The sequence below is a fragment of the Kitasatospora sp. NPDC056181 genome (assembly GCF_042266225.1).
Lineage (GTDB): Bacteria > Actinomycetota > Actinomycetes > Streptomycetales > Streptomycetaceae > Kitasatospora.
The window spans coordinates 1-17,237 of sequence record NZ_JBHJUK010000002.1 but is presented as its reverse complement, the minus strand read 5'-3'; the positions used below and the strand labels follow the sequence as shown (position 1 = coordinate 17,237).

Genomic DNA, 17,237 nt, shown 5'->3' with positions numbered 1-17,237 from the left:
GGCGCGGGTCCTGACCGCCTCTCTTTGCGGCCCGGCACCGCGGAGGGGGCGCGCCCACTCCCGTCCGCGCCCCCTCCTCGTTGTCGCTCCCTTGTCACCGAGATTGTCGTTCCCCTGCCATCGGGCCCGGTGGCAGGGCTGCCCTCAAGCCCGGTGGCCCGGTCGCTCAGCCGCAGGATCCGGCCGGGCCGGGCTCCTGCGGGCCCCCCGCGTGCCGGGCGCCGGGGATGTGCGGCAGCCGGGCGGCCGAGACCACGCCCTCCAGGTAGCCGCGGGCCCGCTCCGTCCGCGGGTAGGCCTCCAGCAGCGCCCAGAACGACGGGCCGTGGTCCGGCACCAGCAGGTGGGCCAGCTCGTGCAGCAGCACGTAGTCGACGACGTACTCCGGCATCCCCTGGAGGCGGTGCGAGAGCCGGATCGTCCGTTCGCTGGGGGTGCAGGAGCCCCAGCGCGAGTTCTGGTTGGTGACCCAGCGGACCTGGGCGGGCCGGGCCCGGTTGCCGAGATAGGCGGCGGACAGCTCGCGCGCCCGGGCCGCCAGCGCGTCGTCGCCGAGCACCCGCCGGCTCTCCTGGGCGGCCAGCTTCTCCAGCATCTGGGCGACCCAGCGCTGCTCCTCCGCGTGCGACATCCGGGCCGGGATCAGCACGATCGTGCGGTCGCCCTCGCGGTAGGCCGAGACGGTGCGGCTGCGACGGGCGCTGCGACGGACCTCCACGCGGGAGCGGTCGGGGAGCGACTTCTCGACATGACCCTCGGCGTGGCCCTCCGCGTGCGGCGGGGGCTTCGGCGGTTCGGCGGAGGCCGGCCGCTGATCAGGGCGCCCGCGCGTGCTCGGCGCCGCGACCTGCGACCCGGACGCTGCACGGGCACGCCGACGCGACGCCGGGGGATGGGAGTCCCGTTCGGCTGCCATGGCACACGACGTTACCCGGTAGCACTGACAGAAGTCCGCTGCCGTGGCCGAAATCTTTCGTGGAGTGATCGGGAACGAAAGGCCGACAAGAGGTGTCCGGAATACGACCCCGGGCCGGACTCCGGGTTATCCACAGGGCGTGCGAACAGATCTTCTGATCATGAGGCCGTGCCTGTGGACAACGCAACGCACGACGTCGGGGTGATCGGGCATGCTGCCGTCAGCCGTCCGGAAACCATCGGAAGGAAATCCGCCGTGCGCCTGCTGCTGAAGCCCGCCCTCTCCCGCGGCTGGCGGGACTCCGAGACCCTGCAGTTCGGTACCGTCCAGCGCTACGCCGGTGTGCTCGAACAGGTGGACCGGCCACTGCGCGACTTCCTCGGACTGATCGACGGAACGCGCGACCGACCCGCCCTGCTGGCCGCCGGCGAGCGGGCCGGCCTCGGACGCGAGCCCACCGAGGAGCTGCTCGACACGCTGGAACGGACCGGGCTGCTCGACGACGCCGACGCCGCCGGCGCCGCGCTCGCCCGCTTTCCGCAGCCGCACCGCGAGCTGCTCGGGCCCGACCTCGCCTCGCTCTCCCTGGTCCACTCCGGTCCGGGCGCCGGGCCCGCCGTCCTGGCCCGGCGGGCCGGCCAACGCGTGGAGGTCCGCGGCGCCGGCCGGGTGGGGGCCGCGATCGCCGCCGTCCTCTCCGCGGGTGGCACGGGCACGGTCACGGTGACCGACAGCGGCCGGGTCGGCCCGGCGGACTGCTCCCCCGCCGGACTGCCGCCCTCCGACCTCGGACGGCTGCGCGCCACCGCCGCCCGCGAGGCCGTCCAACGGGCGTCCGGACGGCGCCCCGGGCCCGACGCACGCCGCGGCCAGGACCGGAGGCCGCCCGACCTGGTGGTACTGGCGCCCCGGGACGGCAGCGGCGCCTTCGCCGGCGGCACGCAGGCGGCCAGGGAACTGCTGCGCGCCGGGACGCCCCACCTGTACGTCGGGGTGGTCGAGGAGATCGGGGTGGTCGGGCCGCTGGTGACGCCCGGGGTCTCGGCGTGCGGCCACTGCCTGGTACTCACGCGGGAGGACGAGGACGCCGGCTGGCCCCGGCTGCTCGCCCAGATCGCCGACGAGGGCCCCGGCCGGGCCCGCACCCCGGCCTGCGACACCGCCCTGGCCACGGCGGTCGCCGGCCTCGCCGCCCTCCACGTCCAGCTCCACCTCGACGGCGTCCGGCCGCCCAGCGCGGACGGCTGGTGCGAGCTCTCGGCCACGGACGGCATGTCGCGGCGGCTGAGGCTGCGGGGCCACCCGGACTGCGGGTGCCTGTGGCAGCCGATGCCACCGGCGTGAGGGGAGGTCGGCCACCGGCCGGCCGGGGCCGGGCCGTAGCGCCGACCGGTCGATGCGCTGCTCGCGCAGGGCTCTGCGCAGGCTGCGGCCCGCTCGGACGCCGCGCTGCCGAGGCCGGGCTGCGCGGCGCGAGGGCCGGGCCTGCGCGGCGCGAGGGCCGGGCCTGCGCGGCGCAGCGCGAGAGCCGGGCCTGCGGCAGCGCGAGGGTCTGGTCGTCGCGCGGGCCAGCCCTGACAAGGCGCTGCCCACGCCTGCCGTGAGGCAGGCGTGGGCAGCCGAGAAGGCGTCCTGAGCAACTCTCAGGTGGTGGAGGCGGGGTGGGGGGCGGGGGGGGTGGGGGCCCCGGAACACCGGGCAAGTGGCGGACCTCGGCACCCTCGGCACCGAGGCCCGCCGGCGACACGGCCGGCCCCCTGCCCTGCCCCGCCCCTCCCCCACCCCGGCCCCCGGCCGGGCCTTCCGCCCCGTCCGGTTACGCCGCCGCCGGCCGGTAGGTGCAGATGTTGACGCCGGTCTTGCTGGTGACGGTGGAGACCAGCTCGAACGTGCGCAGGACGCCGTCCGCGGGGAAGATCGTCTTCCCGCCGCCGAGCACGACCGGCATGACCATGAGGCAGAGCTCGTCGACCAGGCCCTCGCTCAGCAGGGTGCGCGCGAGGGTGGGGCTTCCCATGACCGCCAGGTCCCCGCCCTCGGTCGCGCGCAGCTCGCGGATGCGGGCGACGGCCTCGTCGCCGGGGATGCGGGTGGTGTTGTTCCAGGCCAGCTCGGAGTCGGCGAGCGTTCCGGTCACCACGTACTTGCGGACGGTGTTCATGTGGTCGGCGAACGGGTCGCCGGCGCGCTCGGGCCACGCCGCCGCCATCGTCTGCCAGGTGCGGCGGCCGAAGAGCAGCGCCTCGGTCCTGCCCATGGCCTCGCCGATGGCGCCGCCCATCACCTCCGGGTCGAAGAACGGGTGCGTCCAGCCGCCGTGGGCGAAGCCGCCGTCGGTGTCCTCCTGGGGGCCGCCGGGCGCCTGGACGACGCCGTCGAGGCTGATGAACTCGTTGATCACGATGCGCATGGGGTGCTCGCTTCTCTTCCGCTTCGGGTTTACGGCAATAGAGACCGTCGCGCGGCCCGGAACTCATCGCTCCCGCCCAATCCATCTGGCGTGATCTGGATCACATGGCAGAGCGCCGGGCCGGCTCCCGCCCGGGGGAACGATCAGGGGACCAGCCCACACCGGACGGGGAGGCCCACCGATGCCGGCCGAGGACGCCACCTCCGGCACCGACAGCGCCTCCGAAACGGACGCCACCTCCTGCACCGACACCGCCCCCGAAACCGACGCCGTCCCCGAGATCGACGCCGTGCTCGTCCGGCGGCTGCTGGCGGCGCAGTTCCCCTCGTGGGCGGACCTGCCGCTGCGACTGCTGGAACGGGCCGGTTCGGACCACGTGATCCACCGGCTCGGCGCGACCATGGCGGTGCGCCTGCCGCGCGGGGACCGGGCCGCCGGCCCGGGTCCACGGGGACCTGCACACCGGCAACCTGCTGGCCGTCGACGGGCGGCTGTCGGCGGTCATCGACTTCGGCGGGCTGGGCGTCGGCGATCCGGCGTGCGACCTGGTGATCGCCTGGACGCTGCTGGACGCCGACGCCCGGGCCGTCTTCCGCAAGGAGCTGGGCGTGGACGACGCCACCTGGCTGCGCGGGCGGGGCTGGGCGCTGACCACCGGTCTGAACGCCCACGCCCACTACGCCGCGACCGACCCGCGGGTGGCCGCCGCCACCCGGCACCAGGTCACCGAGGCCCTGAACCGCGTCGTCCGATAACCGCCGGGGGTCGGAACCGGAGCCCGGCCGGGGCCGCGTGGCGGAGCCCGGCCGAGCGGGTCGGGAAATGCGGCCGGGACCGGGGTGACGAGCGGGCACAATGGCGTAGTGACGGTCGGCCCCCGACGGCGGGGTGCCGGGGGCGTGTGAAATGGAGACCCGGGTGAGCGATCTTCCGCGCAAGGCAGTGACCCGCACGGCGCGACTCGCCGCCCTGCCGCTGGGGATCGCGGGCCGGGCCACGCTCGGGCTGGGGAAGCGGATCGGCGGGCGGTCGGCCGACGTGGTGACGGCCGAGCTCCAGCAGGCCACCGCGGACCAGCTGTTCAAGGTCCTGGGCGAACTCAAGGGCGGGGCGATGAAGTTCGGGCAGGTGCTGTCCGTCTTCGAGGCCGCGCTGCCCGAGGAGGTCGCCGGCCCGTACCGCGCGGCGCTGACCAAGCTTCAGGACGCCGCGCCCCCGATGCCCGCCGCCAAGGTGCACACGGCGCTCGCCCAGCGGCTCGGCGAGGACTGGCGCGGGCTCTTCCTGGAGTTCGACGACCGGCCGGCCGCCGCCGCGTCGATCGGCCAGGTCCACCGGGCGGTGTGGCACGACGGGCGCGAGGTGGCGGTCAAGGTCCAGTACCCGGGTGCGGGCGACGCGCTGCTGGCGGACCTCTCGCAGCTGAGCCGGGTGGCCTGGCTGCTCGGCCCGCTCATCCCCGGCCTCGACATCAAGCCGCTGATCACCGAGCTGCGCGAGCGGGTCTCGGAGGAGCTGGACTACGAGCTGGAGGCCCAGGCCCAGCGCAGACACGCCGAGGAGTTCGCGGGCGATCCGGACATCGTGGTGCCCGGCGTGGTGGCGCAGGCCGACCAGGTGCTGGTCACCGAGTGGATGGACGGCACCCCGCTGGCCGAGGTGATCGCGGGCGGCACCCAGGAGGAGCGCGACCGGGCCGGGAAGCTGCTGGCCCGCTTCCTGTTCGCGGGCCCGTCCCGGACCGGCCTGCTGCACGCCGATCCGCACCCGGGCAACTTCCGGCTGCTGAAGGACGACGGGCCGGCGTCCGGCTGGCGGCTGGGCGTGCTGGACTTCGGCACCGTCGACCGGCTGCCGGGCGGGCTGCCCGCGCCGATCGGGGCCTCCCTGCGGATGGCGCTGGCCGGAGACGCGGCGGGCGTGCTGGAGATGCTGCGCGAGGAGGGCTTCGTCAAGCCCTCGATCGAGCTGGACCCGGACGCGGTGCTGGACTACCTGGTGCCGATCATCGAGCCGGCCGCCGTGGACACCTTCCACTTCACCCGGGCCTGGATGCGGGCACAGGCGGCCCGGATCGCCGATCCGCGCTCGCCCGCCTACAACCTGGGCAAGCAGCTCAACCTTCCCCCGGCGTACCTGCTGATCCACCGGGTCACCCTGAGCACCATCGGGGTGCTCTGCCAGCTGGGCGCGAAGGCGCCGTTCCGGGCGGAGATGCTGCGCTGGCTCCCGGAGTTCGCCGACCCGGCGGCACCGCGGGAGCGGCCCGCCGAGCAGGAGCAGCCCACGTCGCCGAAGGACCGCGCGGCGAGGACGACGACGAAGCCGACGGCGGGGAAGACCCCGGCGGTGACCGCCAGGAAGGCCGCGAAGAGCTGACGCGGAGCCGGCGAACAGCCGGCGAGGCTCGCCGCAACGACCGCCAACGGCCGCAGGCCGCTCCCCGGATCGGGGGGCGGCCTGCGGCACGACGGGGGTGAAGCGGTGGAGCGGGCGCTACATCAGCGCCACGGCGATGGCCTTGCGGGCCCGCAGCGAGGCCCGCTCGGCCTTCTGCTTGAGCCGCTGGGCCCTGGCGAGCCGGGAGACCAGCCGTTCGTGCTCGGCCTCCTGGAGGCGCTCTTGCATATGCGCCCGGGCCAGGGATTCGTGGAGGAGTTGCATTTCGAGGGTCCTGTTCTGGATCTGAAGTTCGTGGGTCTGCGCGGCGCGGACGGTCGGATCGATGGCGGCGGCGGTCATGTGGTGGTCCTGCTCGTGGTGCGACGAAGGGAAGTGGGCGGTGCGGGCTGCGTCGGCCCGGGCGGCGGCGGCTCGCACGGAGCGGCGGAGGGCGCTGTCCAGCGGGGGCTGCTCTCCCCGGCGGACGGCCTCGGCTCCGAGCGCGGAGTTCACGCTGCGACCTCGGTCTTGCGCGGACGGCCACGCGGCCGCTTGCGGGCCACGACGACGCCCTGGACGAAGAGCTCGCCACCCCAGACGCCCCACGGCTCACGCCGCTCCAGCGCGCCGGTCAGGCAGGCGTCCTTGACCGGGCAGGTGCCGCAGAGGGACTTCGCGTACTCGACGTCGGCGGGCGTCTCGGCGAAGAAGACCTCGGGGTCGAAGGCGCGGCACGGGATGGGGAGACCGAGCGCCTCGGCCTGGTCGATCGAGGTGATCTGCATCTGGGGAACCTCCGGGGGGTCGGCCTGGTCGGCCTTGGTGGTCTGGTCTGTCGGCGGTACGGACGGGATGGGCGGCGTGATGACCGTGGACACTGTGGGCGTCTTCTCTCGTCTTCTCAGTGGGTCCGGCTCAGCTGACTGGTGGGGCTGGGCCGGAGGCCCCGGGGGGCCTGGGTGGTCTTGCGTACCGGACAAAACAGAAGGGCCGCGGATCCCGGTGTGACGGGTTCCGCGGCCCTGGAGGTGCCGACCTGAGGCTGACTCAGGTTCGTTCTCTCCAGGGTTCAGGCCCGCGGAAGGCCCGCATCCGGATGGCCGTGGGAGCGCCCGTAAAGGCGGCCTTGGCCTGGTTAATCTGCTGCTCGTTCTGCTTCTGGGCGTTTCCGGCACCGATGACCTGCTCATAACCGCCATGCATGGGCGCGGCTACGGCTGCCTTCGGTGCCTGGGTCGGTCGCTCATCACGCAGGGAGCGCGACGTGCCGACCGACGCCCAGTCACGGGACAGACCGGTCTCGACAGAGGTGCCGTCGATACCGCCCTTGAGACCCGTGCCGCTGAGATCAGTGTGTCCAAGACCACTGACAGCGGAGACGAGGGAGGCGGGGACGACGGAGACACCGGTGGCGTCGAGACCCAGACCGGTTCCGCCCAGTCCGGCGAGAGCCCGCAGGTGGGCGGCACGCAGGGAGGCAGCGACGACGGTCTGGCCAGTCAGTTTGGTGATCATGATGGTTTCCACTGTCTTCGCCTCCTCTCGGCGTCTCGCAGAGCCTGGTTTCCCCGGCTCCGAACTGTTCGGATGTCTGTCTCGGTGATGCAGGTGAAGCGTGGTTCAGGTGAAGCGTGGTTCGGATGGAGCTGGTGGTGCGTTGCACGCTTCGGGCGTAGGAGAGCACGGCACAGGTGTCACCCCGTGCGATCGCGTCCCCTTGACCGCTCCGGCAGGCTATTGCGCTCCCGGTACGGCGCGCAAACTATTTTTCCGGCGAGTTCCCCGACGAGTTCCGAAGCGCCTCGAAGCGCCTGCTCCCACCGCCCCGGACCGGCTCAGGCCGGTTCGCCCGGCTCGCCGTCCTCGACGTCGACCGGATCCCCCTCGGGCTCCTCCCCCGCACACAACGAGAGCACGGCGGCCCCGTACTTGTCCAGCTTCATCGCACCGACCCCCGAGATCACCGCCAGCTCCTGCCGGGTCGCGGGGACGTCCTCGGCGATCGCCATCAGCGTCGCGTCGGTGAAGACGACGTAGGCCGGCGCACCCTGCTTCTTCGCCTGCCCGGCCCGCCACTCGCGCAGCCGCTCGTACAGTGCCTCGTCCATCGAGGACGGGCAGCTCTCGCAGCGGCGCAGCTTGCGCTCGACCGCCTCGGTGAGCACCCGCTCGCAGACCCGGCACTTGACCGGCCCGCGCACCCGGCGGCCGGCGGAGCGCTCGCCCGGCTCGACGCCGCCGCGCCCGCCCCGGCTCCCGGCGCGCGCTCCGGGCGCGCCGGATCCCGGGCGCAGCCCGTCCAGGAAGCGGGTGGGCTTGCGGCTGGCCCGGCCGCCCGGGGAGCGGGAGAGCGCCCAGGAGAGCGAGAGGTGCTTGCGGGCCCGGGTGACCCCGACGTACAGCAGCCGGCGCTCCTCCTCGACCTGTTCGTCGGTCTTGGCGTAGATGATCGGCATGGTGCCCTCGGTGAGGCCGACCAGGAAGACGGCGTCCCACTCCAGGCCCTTGGCGGCGTGCAGCGAGGCCAGCGTGACGCCCTCGACGGCGGGGGCGTGCTGCGCGGCGGCGCGGGCGTCCAGCTCGGCGACGTACGCGGCGAGGTCGGCACCCTCCCCGGCCGCGGTGCGGGTGCGCTCGAACTCCTCGGCGAGCCGGACCAGCGCGGCCAGCGACTCCCAGCGCTCGCGGACCGCCCCGGAACCGGCCGGGGGCTCGGGGGTGAAGCCGCGGGTGGCGAGCACCGCGCGGACCTGCGCGGCGAGGCCCGGGGCGCCGTCGGTGAGCGGGTCGGAGCCGGCCCGGGCGGCGCCGCGCAGCAGCACCCCGGCGTCGCGCACCTCGGGCCGCTCGAAGAACCGCTCGGCGCCCTTGAGCTGGTAGGAGACGCCGAGGTCGGCGAGGGCCTGCTCGTAGACCTCGGACTGGCCGTTGGTGCGGAACAGCACGGCGACCTCGCTGGCGCGGACGCCGGCCGCCAGCAGCTCCTGGATCCGGCGGGCGGTGGTCTCGGCCTCCGTCGGCTCGTCCTCGTACTCGGTGTAGACGGGCTCGGGGCCGGCCTCGCGCTGGGAGATCAGTTCGAGCCGGTGCCGGGCGGCCTCGCCGCGGGCCTGGGCGAGCAGCCCGTTGGCGAGGTGGACGACCTGCGGGGTGGAGCGGTAGTCGCGGACCAGCTTGACGACCGTCGCCTCGGGGTGGCGGCTGCGGAAGTTCAGCAGGTAGTCGGGGGTGGCCCCGGTGAAGGAGTAGATGGTCTGGCTGGCGTCGCCGACCACGCAGAGGCTGGCGCCGCCACCGGGGCCGGTCCACTGGTCGAGCAGCCGCTGCTGGAGCGGCGAGACGTCCTGGTACTCGTCGACGGTGAAGTGCCGGTACTGGGCGCGGACCTGGTCGGCGATGTCCGGCCGGTCCTCCAGGATCGCGGCGGTCAGCAGCAGGACGTCCTCGAAGTCGATGACCCCGCGGCGGCTCTTGGTCTCCTCGTAGACGCGGTAGACCTGGGCGGTCTCGGCCGGGTCGCGCGGGGCCTCGCGGCCGGACTTCAGGACGGCGGCCGGGTAGTCGTCGGGGCCGATCTGGGTGACCTTGGCCCACTCGATCTCGGCGGTGAGGTCGCGCAGCTCGGTGCGCTGGACCCGCAGCCCGCAGCGCGCGGCGGACTCGGCGACCAGCTGGACCTTGCGCTCCACCAGCTGCGGCACCGGCCCGCCGACGGCGCGCGGCCAGAAGTACTGGAGCTGGCGCAGTGCGGCGGAGTGGAAGGTCCGGGCCTGGACGCCCTCGGCGCCGAGCTGGCGCAGCCGACCGCGCATCTCGCCGGCGGCCCGGGCGGTGAAGGTGACGGCGAGGACCTGGGCGGGCTGGTAGACGCCGCTGCGCACGCCGTAGGCGATCCGGTGGGTGATGGCGCGCGTCTTGCCCGTGCCGGCGCCGGCGAGGACGCAGACGGGCCCGTGCAGGGCGGTGGCGACGGCCCGCTGCTCGGGGTCGAGCCCGGCGAGCACCGCGTCGGGGCCCGAAGCGGCGTGGTGGCTGTCGAACGGGCTGCCGCTCAAGAGGTCTTCCTGCATGCGTTCCATCTTCTCAGCCCGGTGCGACAACCCGGACGGGGTTGTCCACAGGCACGGTGTGATCGCAGGATGATCGCTGCGCGGCCGGGCGCGCGGGGTCGCCCTCGCGCCGGGCGGCCGCGGAATGACCGACGAACGGCGTGCGTTCTCCCCCGAGACCGCACACCCCCTTCCCGAAGGAGCCCCCTCGATGTCCGGCAGCGTCACGATGTACAGCACGACCTGGTGCGGCTACTGCAACCGGCTCAAGAGCCAGCTGGACCGTGAGGGCATCGGCTACACCGAGATCAACATCGAGGAGGACCCGGCGTCGGCATCCTTCGTCGAGTCCGTCAACAACGGCAACCAGACGGTGCCGACGGTGCTGGTGAAGCCGGCGGGCGGCGGCGAGCAGGTCGTGATGACCAACCCGAGCCTGATGCAGGTCAAGAAGGCCCTGGCGGCCTGACCCGCGGCGCACGCCCGGCCCCCGGCGACCGCCCGGGCCCCGCACCGGGGCCCGGGCCGGCGCGTCACTGCGCGTCGGCCCGGGCCGGGTCGACGGGTGCGGCGGGGGCGGGCAGCAGCGCCCGGGCGGTGAGGTCCCCGACGCCGTAGACCAGCCGGCTGCGGTCGGCGGAGTAGCGGGTCTCGATGACCCGGACCGGCCCGCGCCGGTCGTACGTCACCCGGGTCTGGACCACCAGCGGCACCCCGGGGCCGCCCTGGAACCACTGCGCCTCCTCGGGGCCGGGCATCCGGGCCACCAGGTGGTCGACGGCGCCGATCTCGGTGCGGCCGAGCGCGGCCAGCACCGCCTCGTCGCCGCCGTCGATCGGGTCGGGCTCCATCAGCGGGGTGCCCGCGGCGAGGCCGGCCCGGTAGTGGCTCTCCTCGATCGAGTAGGGCTCGCGGTCCAGCAGCCGCAGCTGGCGGCGGACCACGATGGCCTCGCCGGGCCGAAGCCCGAGCCGCTCGGCGATGTCGACCCTGGCCCGGACGATCATCATCTCGAAGTCGGTGGCGAGCTCCCGGCCGGCCTCGGCGGCCTCTCCGAGGTAGACGGCGGTGGGCACGGCCAGGCAGTCCCGCGTCCCGGTCTGCGGGTCGCGCGGCAGGGGCCGCAGGGTGGGGCCGTAGGCACGGTGGTCCAGGACGGGGTGCTCCCGGAGGTAGGTGCCCTTGCCCTGGAGGCGGACCAGCCGGCCCTCGTTGACCAGGACGTCGACGGCCAGCCGGACGGTGTTGCGGGCGACTCCGTACTGGCGTTCCAGCTCGCTCTCGACCGGCAGCGCGGCCTGGGCGGTGAACTCGCCCTCGGCGATCCGGCGGCGCAGATCGGCGGCGAGTCGCTGGTACTTGGGGGATTGGGCGGTGCCCCGTGGGATTGTCACCCGAGTGAATGTAGCGAGGGCGGTGACACCGTTTCAGCCGATTCGGGCAATGTCGGCCAGGATCGGCGGCGGCCGTCCCGAGGAGACCGTCGGCAAGCGCGCCCGGACGGTCTCAGGCGCTTCCGGACAAGGCCCCTCCGGATACGAACACAAGAGCGCCCGACCTGCGGGAAATCGGCTCTGGTCACCCGTTCGGCCGATCGATGCCTCCGGAAAGCGGCAGTGAACGACGGCACGAAAGGGAAATAGGGGGCGCGCGGCAATATGCCACACGCCCCCTATTTGACGGAATTACCAGCGCGCCGCCGACGGCAGCGGACCGCCGTACCAGAGTTCGACCAGGTGACGTGCGATCGAAATCCCGGACGGCGGCAGGATCTCGCCCGCCGCCATCCCGGCCTTCAGCTCCTCCCGGGAGAACCAGCGGGCCTCCGCCAGCTCCTCGCCGTCCACCGTGATCGCCGTGCCGTCCGGGTGCGCCTTGCCCATGAAGCCGAGCATCAGGCTGGACGGGAACGGCCACGGCTGGCTGGCCACGTAGGAGACCTCGGCGACCCGCACCCCGGCCTCCTCGAAGACCTCGCGGACCACCGCCTGCTCGATCGACTCCCCCGGCTCGACGAAACCGGCCAGGGTCGACCAGCGGCCCTCCGGCCAGAGCGCCTGGCGCCCGAGCAGGCAGCGGTCCTGCTCGTCGGTGATCATCATGATCACCGCCGGGTCGGTGCGCGGGTAGTGCTCGGCCGCACAGGAGGTGCAGCGCCGCACGTGGCCGGCGCCGGCCTTCTCGGTCGGGTGCCCGCAGCGCGAGCAGAAGCTGTGCAGCCGGTGCCAGTGCTCCAGCGCGACGGCGTGCACCAGCAGCCCGGCCTCCCGGTCGGAGAGCAGTCCGCCGACCTCGCGCAGCCCGGCCGGGCGGGCGTCCCCGTCCAGCCGCCCGGGCAGGCTCTCGCCGGCCAGCGCGAAGTACGAGACGCCGTCCTCGTCGGTGCCGAGGAAGTAGCGGTCCCCGGTCTGCGGCGCCTCGAACGAGGGCAGCAGGACGAGCTCGGTGCCGCTCCCGGTGTCCACCACGAACGCCTCGCCGCCGGCGATCGGCAGCACCTGGGTGGTCGGGTGGCTCCAGGCGGCCGCCAGCCAGGGCTCGTCGAACCGGTGCTGGGCCGCCCGGTCCACCCCGGCCCGGGCCAGTGCCAGGCTGCTCGGGCGTTCGGTCTCAGGCACGGTGCTCACTTCGTTCCATCCCCACGTGATGAGTCGTCTGGATCGGTGGTCTGCCCGCCGGGACGGGCGGCGGCGTCCTCAGGCACCTTCGCCGGCACCCCGGCCGGCGCCGTCGCCGCCCGGTCGCCAGTTCTCGGCCAGGTCGGCCCAGAGGTAGGCGGCCGTCTCCACGCCCTTGGCCAGCAGGTCCAGCTCGACCTTCTCGTTGACCGAGTGCCAGCCGTCCGAGGGCACCGAGATGCCGAGGAACAGCACCGGCGCGCCGAGCACGTCCTGCAGGTCGGCGGCCGGGCCGGAACCACCCTCCCGGGTGAAGAGGATCTTCTGCTCGAACGCCCGCCCCATCGCCCGGACGGTGGACTGCAGCGCCGGGTGGTCCAGCGGGGTCAGGCAGGGCCGGGTCGCACCGGGGAACACCAGCTCGTACCGGATGCCCTCGGGCACCCGCGCGGCGACCCACTCCCGGACGGCCTCCCGCACCTTCTCCACCTCCTGGCCGGCGACCAGCCGGAAGGAGAGCTTGAGGTGCGCCGAGGACGGCACGATGGTCTTGCCGCCGGGGCCGGTGTAACCGCCCCAGATGCCGTTGACCTCGGCGGTCGGCCGGGCCCAGATCCGCTCCAGGGTGGAGTAGCCGGCCTCCCCCTGGGTCCCGTACGACTTGGCGACCCTCAGCCACTGCGCCTCGTCGAAGGGCAGCTCGGCGAAGAGCTCGCGCTCACGCTCGGTCAGCTCGATCACGCCGTCGTAGAAGCCCGGGACCGCCACCCGGCGGTCGTCGTCGTGCAGCCCGGCGGCCAGAGCGGCCGCGACCGCCGCCGGGTTGGGGACCGCTCCGCCGAAGGACCCGGAGTGGATGTCGGTGTCCGGGCCGTACAGGTCGATCTGGGCGTCGGCCAGGCCGCGCATGCCGGTGCAGACGGTCGGCGTGGTCTCCGACCACATGCCGGTGTCCGAGATGATCACCACGTCGGCGGCCAGCCGCCCGGCCTCCCGGCGGACCAGGTCGGCGAAGTGCGGCGAGCCGGACTCCTCCTCGCCCTCGATCAGCAGCTTGAGGTTGACGGCCGGCGCGGTCCGCCCGGTGGCGGCCAGGTGGGCGCGGACGCCGAGGGTGTGGAAGAACACCTGGCCCTTGTCGTCGGCGGCGCCGCGGGCGAACAGCTGCTTGCCGACCACGGTCGGCTCGAACGGCTCGGTGGCCCAGCCGTCCTCCTTGGCGGCGGGCTGCACGTCGTGGTGGCCGTAGACCAGCACGGTCGGTGCGGACGAGTCCCCGGACGGCCACTCGGCGAACACCGCCGGCAGGCCGTCCGTCTCCCAGACCTCCGCCACCGGGAAGCCGGTGTCGCGCAGCTTCGCGACCAGCCACTCGGCGGAGCGGCGCACGTCGCCGGCCCGGCCGGGGTCGGCGGAGACCGAGGGGATGGCGAGCCAGTCGGAGAGATCGGCCAGGAAGGAGGCCTGGTGCTGGTCGATGAAGGAGCGGACGACGCTGTCCGGGGTTCTCGTCATACGGACGACTTTAGTTCGCCCATGCGGGTGCCTGCCCCGGCCGTCCGGCCACCGGTCGCCGGTTGACCTGTAACCTCCGTCACCCCCGGCCGCCGGTGCGAGGCGGTCGGGGGTGACGGGGAGGGCGACGGTCAGCGCGGCGACGCAGTGCCCGCCGTCAGCCGGAGCGGCGCAGCAGCGAGATCCGCGAGCGGGTGAGCAGCGCGGCCAGCGCCACCGCGAGCAGCGGCAGGACGACCACGGTCACCCCGACGTTGAGCCACGGGAAGACGATGATGCTGCGGTCGGCCACCTCCTCGGCGCTCATCCCCTGGTAGACGACCGCGACGCCCTCCACCTTGCGCAGGGCCACCGCCGGGACCACTCCGGTCACGACGCCGAGCAGGGTGCCCATCACCGCGATCACCCCGCACTGGAAGCCGGACAGGGTGCGGCGGATGCGCGGTGCGGCGCCGACCGCCGCGAGGGTGGTCAGGTCGCGCTGCGAGTCGGCGGCGGCGAGGCCGGTGGCGATGCCGGCCGCACCGAGCGCGACCAGGGCGGCGAAGCCGGTGAGACCGAGGCTGACCAGGGTCCCCACCGGCTGGAATCCGCGTTCGACGTTGAACTGGATGCCGTCGGTGAGCTTGGCCAGCGCGGCGTTCGCCTTCTGCTCCGAACTGTCGGACGGCGCCTCCCCGGGCAGCCAGACCGAGCCGGAGTCCCTGGTGGTCAGGCCGAGCCGGTGGGCGGTGTCCGGGCTCATGACGGCCTGGCCGCCGCCGGTCGCGATCCCGGCGGTGACGAGGACGGCGTCGACGGTGATCTCGTGGCTGGGCGGCGAGTAGGAGTCACCCGGCTTCAGCCCGACGGGCTCCATCTCCACCAGGTTCAGCGTGAGCTTGCCGTCCTTGACGTACTTGCCGTCGAAGACGACGGCCTTGCCCGCGGCCAGCGCCTGGCCGGCGGCGGGGTCGGTCACGCCGTACAGGTTGTGCAGCAGGGTGGTGTCCCCGGCCAGAACGCCGCCGAAGGAGTTGCCCCGGTAGAGGAGCCGTTCCTTGCAGCGCTCGTCCTCCTTGCGGATCCGGTTGGCCTCCGCCTCGGGGATCGCCGAGGGGGCGCCGTCGTTCAGCGGGCAGCGCCGCTCCTTGGGCATCACGGAGTTGACGTAGCCGCAGTCGGTGCGGACGACGCTGCAGTCGTTCTTGTAGCCGACCCGCTGCACGTCGGCCCGGGTGCCGAGCCCAGGGATGTTGGTCTCCACGGCGGCGCGCATCTGGGGCAGCAGCTTGCCGTCGGCGCCCGCGCCCCAGCCGCTGCTGATGGAGACGGCGTTGGCCGGGGCGGCGGCGACGTACTCGCGGCGCTGCTGTTCGTCGCTGCTGGCGTTGTAGATGCCGACGGCGACGGAGCCGGCGACGGCGGCCATGACGGCGGCGACGGCGGGGGCGGTGCGCCCGCGGTGGCGGACGGAGTCGCGCAGGGCGAGGCGGGGGCCGAGCGGCAGCCAGCGGCCGATCCGGCCGAACAGGCCGACCAGGTAGGGCGTCAGGGCGACCATGCCGAGCTCGGCGATCACCGAGCCGCCGAGGACGGACATGCTGCGGTTGCCGAAGCCGCTGGTCGCGGCGAGCAGGGCGATCGCGGCGCCGCCGGCCAGCATCAGCAGGCCGAGCACGGCGAGCTTGCGGCTCGGCGGCTTGAGCGAGTCGCGGCCGGTGAGCGCGGAGACGACGTCCTGCCGGGAGGCCTGGACGGCCGGCACGACGGCCGCGAGCAGCCCGGTGACCAGGCCGATGGCGAGGACGCCGAGCAGGTCGAGCGGTTGCAGGTCGAAGTGGCCGAACCGCGCCCCCGCGTACTCCTCGGTCCTGGTGCGCAGCAGCGCGACCAGGCCGACGCCGACGGCCAGGCCCACGGTGGCGCCGGTGACGCCGAGGACGATGCCGCCGCCGAGGACGACCGCGCGGATGTTGGCGCGGTCACCGCCGCCCGCGGCGAGCAGGCCGAGCTGCCGCCGGGAGCGCCTGGCCCCGACGGCGAAGGCGGGGCCCGCGAGGAGCACGATCTCCAGCAGCGCCATGCCCACGACGGTGGCGAGGATGACGACGGAGGTCTTGTCGAGGTAGTTGGTTCGGCCGCCGCTCTGGTCCTGGTGGGCGTAGAACGGCACCTCGGAGCGGGGCGGCGGGTCGAGCACGACGGTGCGGGAGGCGACGGTGAAGCCGTACTTGTTGAACTCCATCACCTTGGGCCAGTCGATGACGGCCCCGGCGGGGAGCTTGACCAGCCATCGGTTGGTCTCGCCGGCGGCAGGGGCCCCGCCCTTGCCCTGGTCGGGACCGGCCAGCCTCTCCAGCGGGCCGACCAGGGTCCCGGGGCGGGCGATCAGCCCGGTGGTGTTCAGCTCGGCGGGGTACTCGGCGACGGCGGTGATGGTGAAGGGCGTGCCCTCCAGGCCGCGCACGGTGGTGCGGTCGCCGAGCTTGAGGCCGGAGCGGTCGAGGAAGTCCCGGGTGACGGCGGTTTCGTTGCCGGCGCTCGGGGCGCGGCCGTCGACGACGTTGATCCGGCCCTTCCAGACCGGGTCGGTGAGGTCCGCCTCGACGGTCTGCACGTTGAGCAGGCCCTCGCGGGTGCTGGTGGGGACGTAGGGGCCCTGGTTCACCGGGACGAGCGTGGCGCCGGGCGGCAGCAGCTGCCCGGTGAGCTCGGCGGTGCCGGTGTCGAGGCTGCGGCGCTGCTCGGGGGTGTACTGGGGTTGGCCGTTCTCCAGCTTGGTGTCGCTCGCGCTGTCGATGCTGAAGTCCTCGGCCGGGTCCGGCGCCTGCAGGACGACCGAGCCGCGTTCGAGCAGGTGGACCTCGGCGTCGGCCTGGCCCATGGTGCGGACGACCCGCTCGCCCGGGTCGAGTTCGGCGCTGCGGAAGACGACGTCGGCGCCGGTGACGCCGAGGACGGGAAGCGCGACCATGGCGACGACGAGGGCGCTGCGGCCCTTGGCGCGCAGGGCGTCGCGGCGGGCGATGCGCAGGGCGACCCGCCAGGCGCTGAGCCTCACTCGTTCACCGGACCCATCGCGTTGGTGGCCGCGGAGACGAGCAGGCTGCCCGCGTCCTGGCTGACGCTCTCGTCGACCATCCGGCCGTCGCGCAGGAAGACGACGCGGTCGGCCCAGGCGGCGTGGCGGGGTTCGTGGGTGACCATCATGGCGGCGGCGCCGGCGTCGCAGCGGGCGCGCAGGACGGCGAGGACGGCCTCGCCGGTGGTGGAGTCGAGGGCGCCGGTGGGTTCGTCGGCGAGGACGAGGCGGCGGTCGCCGATCAGGGCGCGGGCGATGGCGACGCGCTGCTGCTGGCCGCCGG

14 protein-coding genes and 1 pseudogene are annotated in these 17,237 nt (G+C 74.0%); 4 read left to right on the top strand and 11 right to left on the bottom strand.

Going from position 1 to position 17,237, the window contains the following annotated elements; translation table 11 throughout:
• Positions 1-166: 166 nt before the first annotated feature.
• Positions 167-718 (bottom strand): M48 family metallopeptidase, encoded by a 552-nt coding sequence (locus ACFC1F_RS01260; protein ID WP_209411186.1) that lies wholly within the window; start codon positions 716-718, stop codon positions 167-169.
• Positions 719-1,171: 453 nt separating this feature from the next.
• Here ACFC1F_RS01260 and ACFC1F_RS01255 point away from each other — a divergent pair, with 453 nt between their 5' ends.
• Positions 1,172-2,260, top strand: coding sequence for a ThiF family adenylyltransferase (locus tag ACFC1F_RS01255; RefSeq protein WP_376154839.1), 1,089 nt, complete (start codon positions 1,172-1,174; stop codon positions 2,258-2,260).
• Positions 2,261-2,732: 472 nt separating this feature from the next.
• Here ACFC1F_RS01255 and ACFC1F_RS01250 read toward each other — a convergent pair whose 3' ends face one another.
• Positions 2,733-3,326, bottom strand: a complete 594-nt coding sequence (locus ACFC1F_RS01250; protein WP_209411184.1) for a dihydrofolate reductase family protein — start codon at positions 3,324-3,326, stop codon at positions 2,733-2,735.
• Between the two features lie 181 nt (positions 3,327-3,507).
• On the opposite strand from ACFC1F_RS01250, the pseudogene ACFC1F_RS01245 reads away from it, so the two are divergent.
• Positions 3,508-4,081: pseudogene (locus ACFC1F_RS01245) on the top strand (phosphotransferase).
• 163 nt (positions 4,082-4,244) lie between these two features.
• A complete protein-coding gene (locus ACFC1F_RS01240; RefSeq protein WP_376154837.1) occupies positions 4,245-5,705 on the top strand; it encodes an ABC1 kinase family protein in 1,461 nt (486 codons plus the stop codon).
• A 117-nt stretch (positions 5,706-5,822) separates the two neighbouring features.
• On the opposite strand, the gene ACFC1F_RS01235 is transcribed toward ACFC1F_RS01240, so the two are convergent.
• The 4 genes from ACFC1F_RS01235 to ACFC1F_RS01220 form a co-directional block, all read right to left on the bottom strand.
• The gene (locus tag ACFC1F_RS01235; protein ID WP_376154835.1) at positions 5,823-6,221 is read right to left on the bottom strand and encodes a hypothetical protein; all 399 of its coding nucleotides are present in this window, start codon (positions 6,219-6,221) and stop codon (positions 5,823-5,825) included.
• A complete protein-coding gene (locus ACFC1F_RS01230; protein WP_307852998.1) occupies positions 6,218-6,586 on the bottom strand; it encodes a WhiB family transcriptional regulator in 369 nt (122 codons plus the stop codon). The genes ACFC1F_RS01235 and ACFC1F_RS01230 overlap by 4 nt, the downstream gene beginning before the upstream one ends.
• 169 nt (positions 6,587-6,755) lie before the next feature.
• Positions 6,756-7,235 carry a hypothetical protein gene (locus ACFC1F_RS01225; RefSeq protein ID WP_376154833.1) on the bottom strand — a complete coding sequence of 160 codons (480 nt, stop codon included), beginning with the start codon at positions 7,233-7,235 and terminating at the stop codon, positions 6,756-6,758.
• A 308-nt stretch (positions 7,236-7,543) separates the two neighbouring features.
• The gene (locus tag ACFC1F_RS01220) at positions 7,544-9,778 is read right to left on the bottom strand and encodes an ATP-dependent DNA helicase UvrD2 (protein WP_245204469.1); all 2,235 of its coding nucleotides are present in this window, start codon (positions 9,776-9,778) and stop codon (positions 7,544-7,546) included.
• A 190-nt stretch (positions 9,779-9,968) separates the two neighbouring features.
• On the opposite strand from ACFC1F_RS01220, the gene ACFC1F_RS01215 reads away from it, so the two are divergent.
• Positions 9,969-10,226, top strand: a complete 258-nt coding sequence (locus ACFC1F_RS01215; RefSeq protein ID WP_209411179.1) for a mycoredoxin — start codon at positions 9,969-9,971, stop codon at positions 10,224-10,226.
• Between the two features lie 64 nt (positions 10,227-10,290).
• Here the strand turns inward: ACFC1F_RS01215 and ACFC1F_RS01210 are convergent, their stop codons facing one another.
• From ACFC1F_RS01210 to ACFC1F_RS01190, 5 genes are all read right to left on the bottom strand, one after another.
• Positions 10,291-11,151 (bottom strand): GntR family transcriptional regulator, encoded by an 861-nt coding sequence (locus ACFC1F_RS01210; RefSeq protein ID WP_209411178.1) that lies wholly within the window; start codon positions 11,149-11,151, stop codon positions 10,291-10,293.
• Positions 11,152-11,442: 291 nt separating this feature from the next.
• Entirely contained in the window at positions 11,443-12,384 is a 942-nt protein-coding gene (gene nudC / locus ACFC1F_RS01205; protein WP_209411177.1) for an NAD(+) diphosphatase, read from the bottom strand.
• Between the two features lie 69 nt (positions 12,385-12,453).
• Positions 12,454-13,890 (bottom strand): dipeptidase, encoded by a 1,437-nt coding sequence (locus tag ACFC1F_RS01200; protein ID WP_376154830.1) that lies wholly within the window; start codon positions 13,888-13,890, stop codon positions 12,454-12,456.
• A 157-nt stretch (positions 13,891-14,047) separates the two neighbouring features.
• Positions 14,048-16,933, bottom strand: coding sequence for an ABC transporter permease (locus tag ACFC1F_RS01195; protein ID WP_376154829.1), 2,886 nt, complete (start codon positions 16,931-16,933; stop codon positions 14,048-14,050).
• On the bottom strand, positions 16,930-17,237 hold a 308-nt coding region (locus ACFC1F_RS01190; protein WP_376154827.1), incomplete at its 5' end, for an ATP-binding cassette domain-containing protein. The genes ACFC1F_RS01190 and ACFC1F_RS01195, both read right to left, overlap by 4 nt.

Bases quoted from the DNA above. Each gene is read 5' to 3' on its own strand.
- ACFC1F_RS01250 (WP_209411184.1), bottom strand. From the start codon at position 3,326: ATGCGCATCGTGATCAACGAGTTCATCAGCCTCGACGGCGTCGTCCAG.
- ACFC1F_RS01220 (WP_245204469.1), bottom strand. From the start codon at position 9,778: ATGCAGGAAGACCTCTTGAGCGGCAGCCCGTTCGACAGCCACCACGCC.
- ACFC1F_RS01215 (WP_209411179.1), top strand. From the start codon at position 9,969: ATGTCCGGCAGCGTCACGATGTACAGCACGACCTGGTGCGGCTACTGC.
- ACFC1F_RS01200 (WP_376154830.1), bottom strand. From the start codon at position 13,890: ATGACGAGAACCCCGGACAGCGTCGTCCGCTCCTTCATCGACCAGCAC.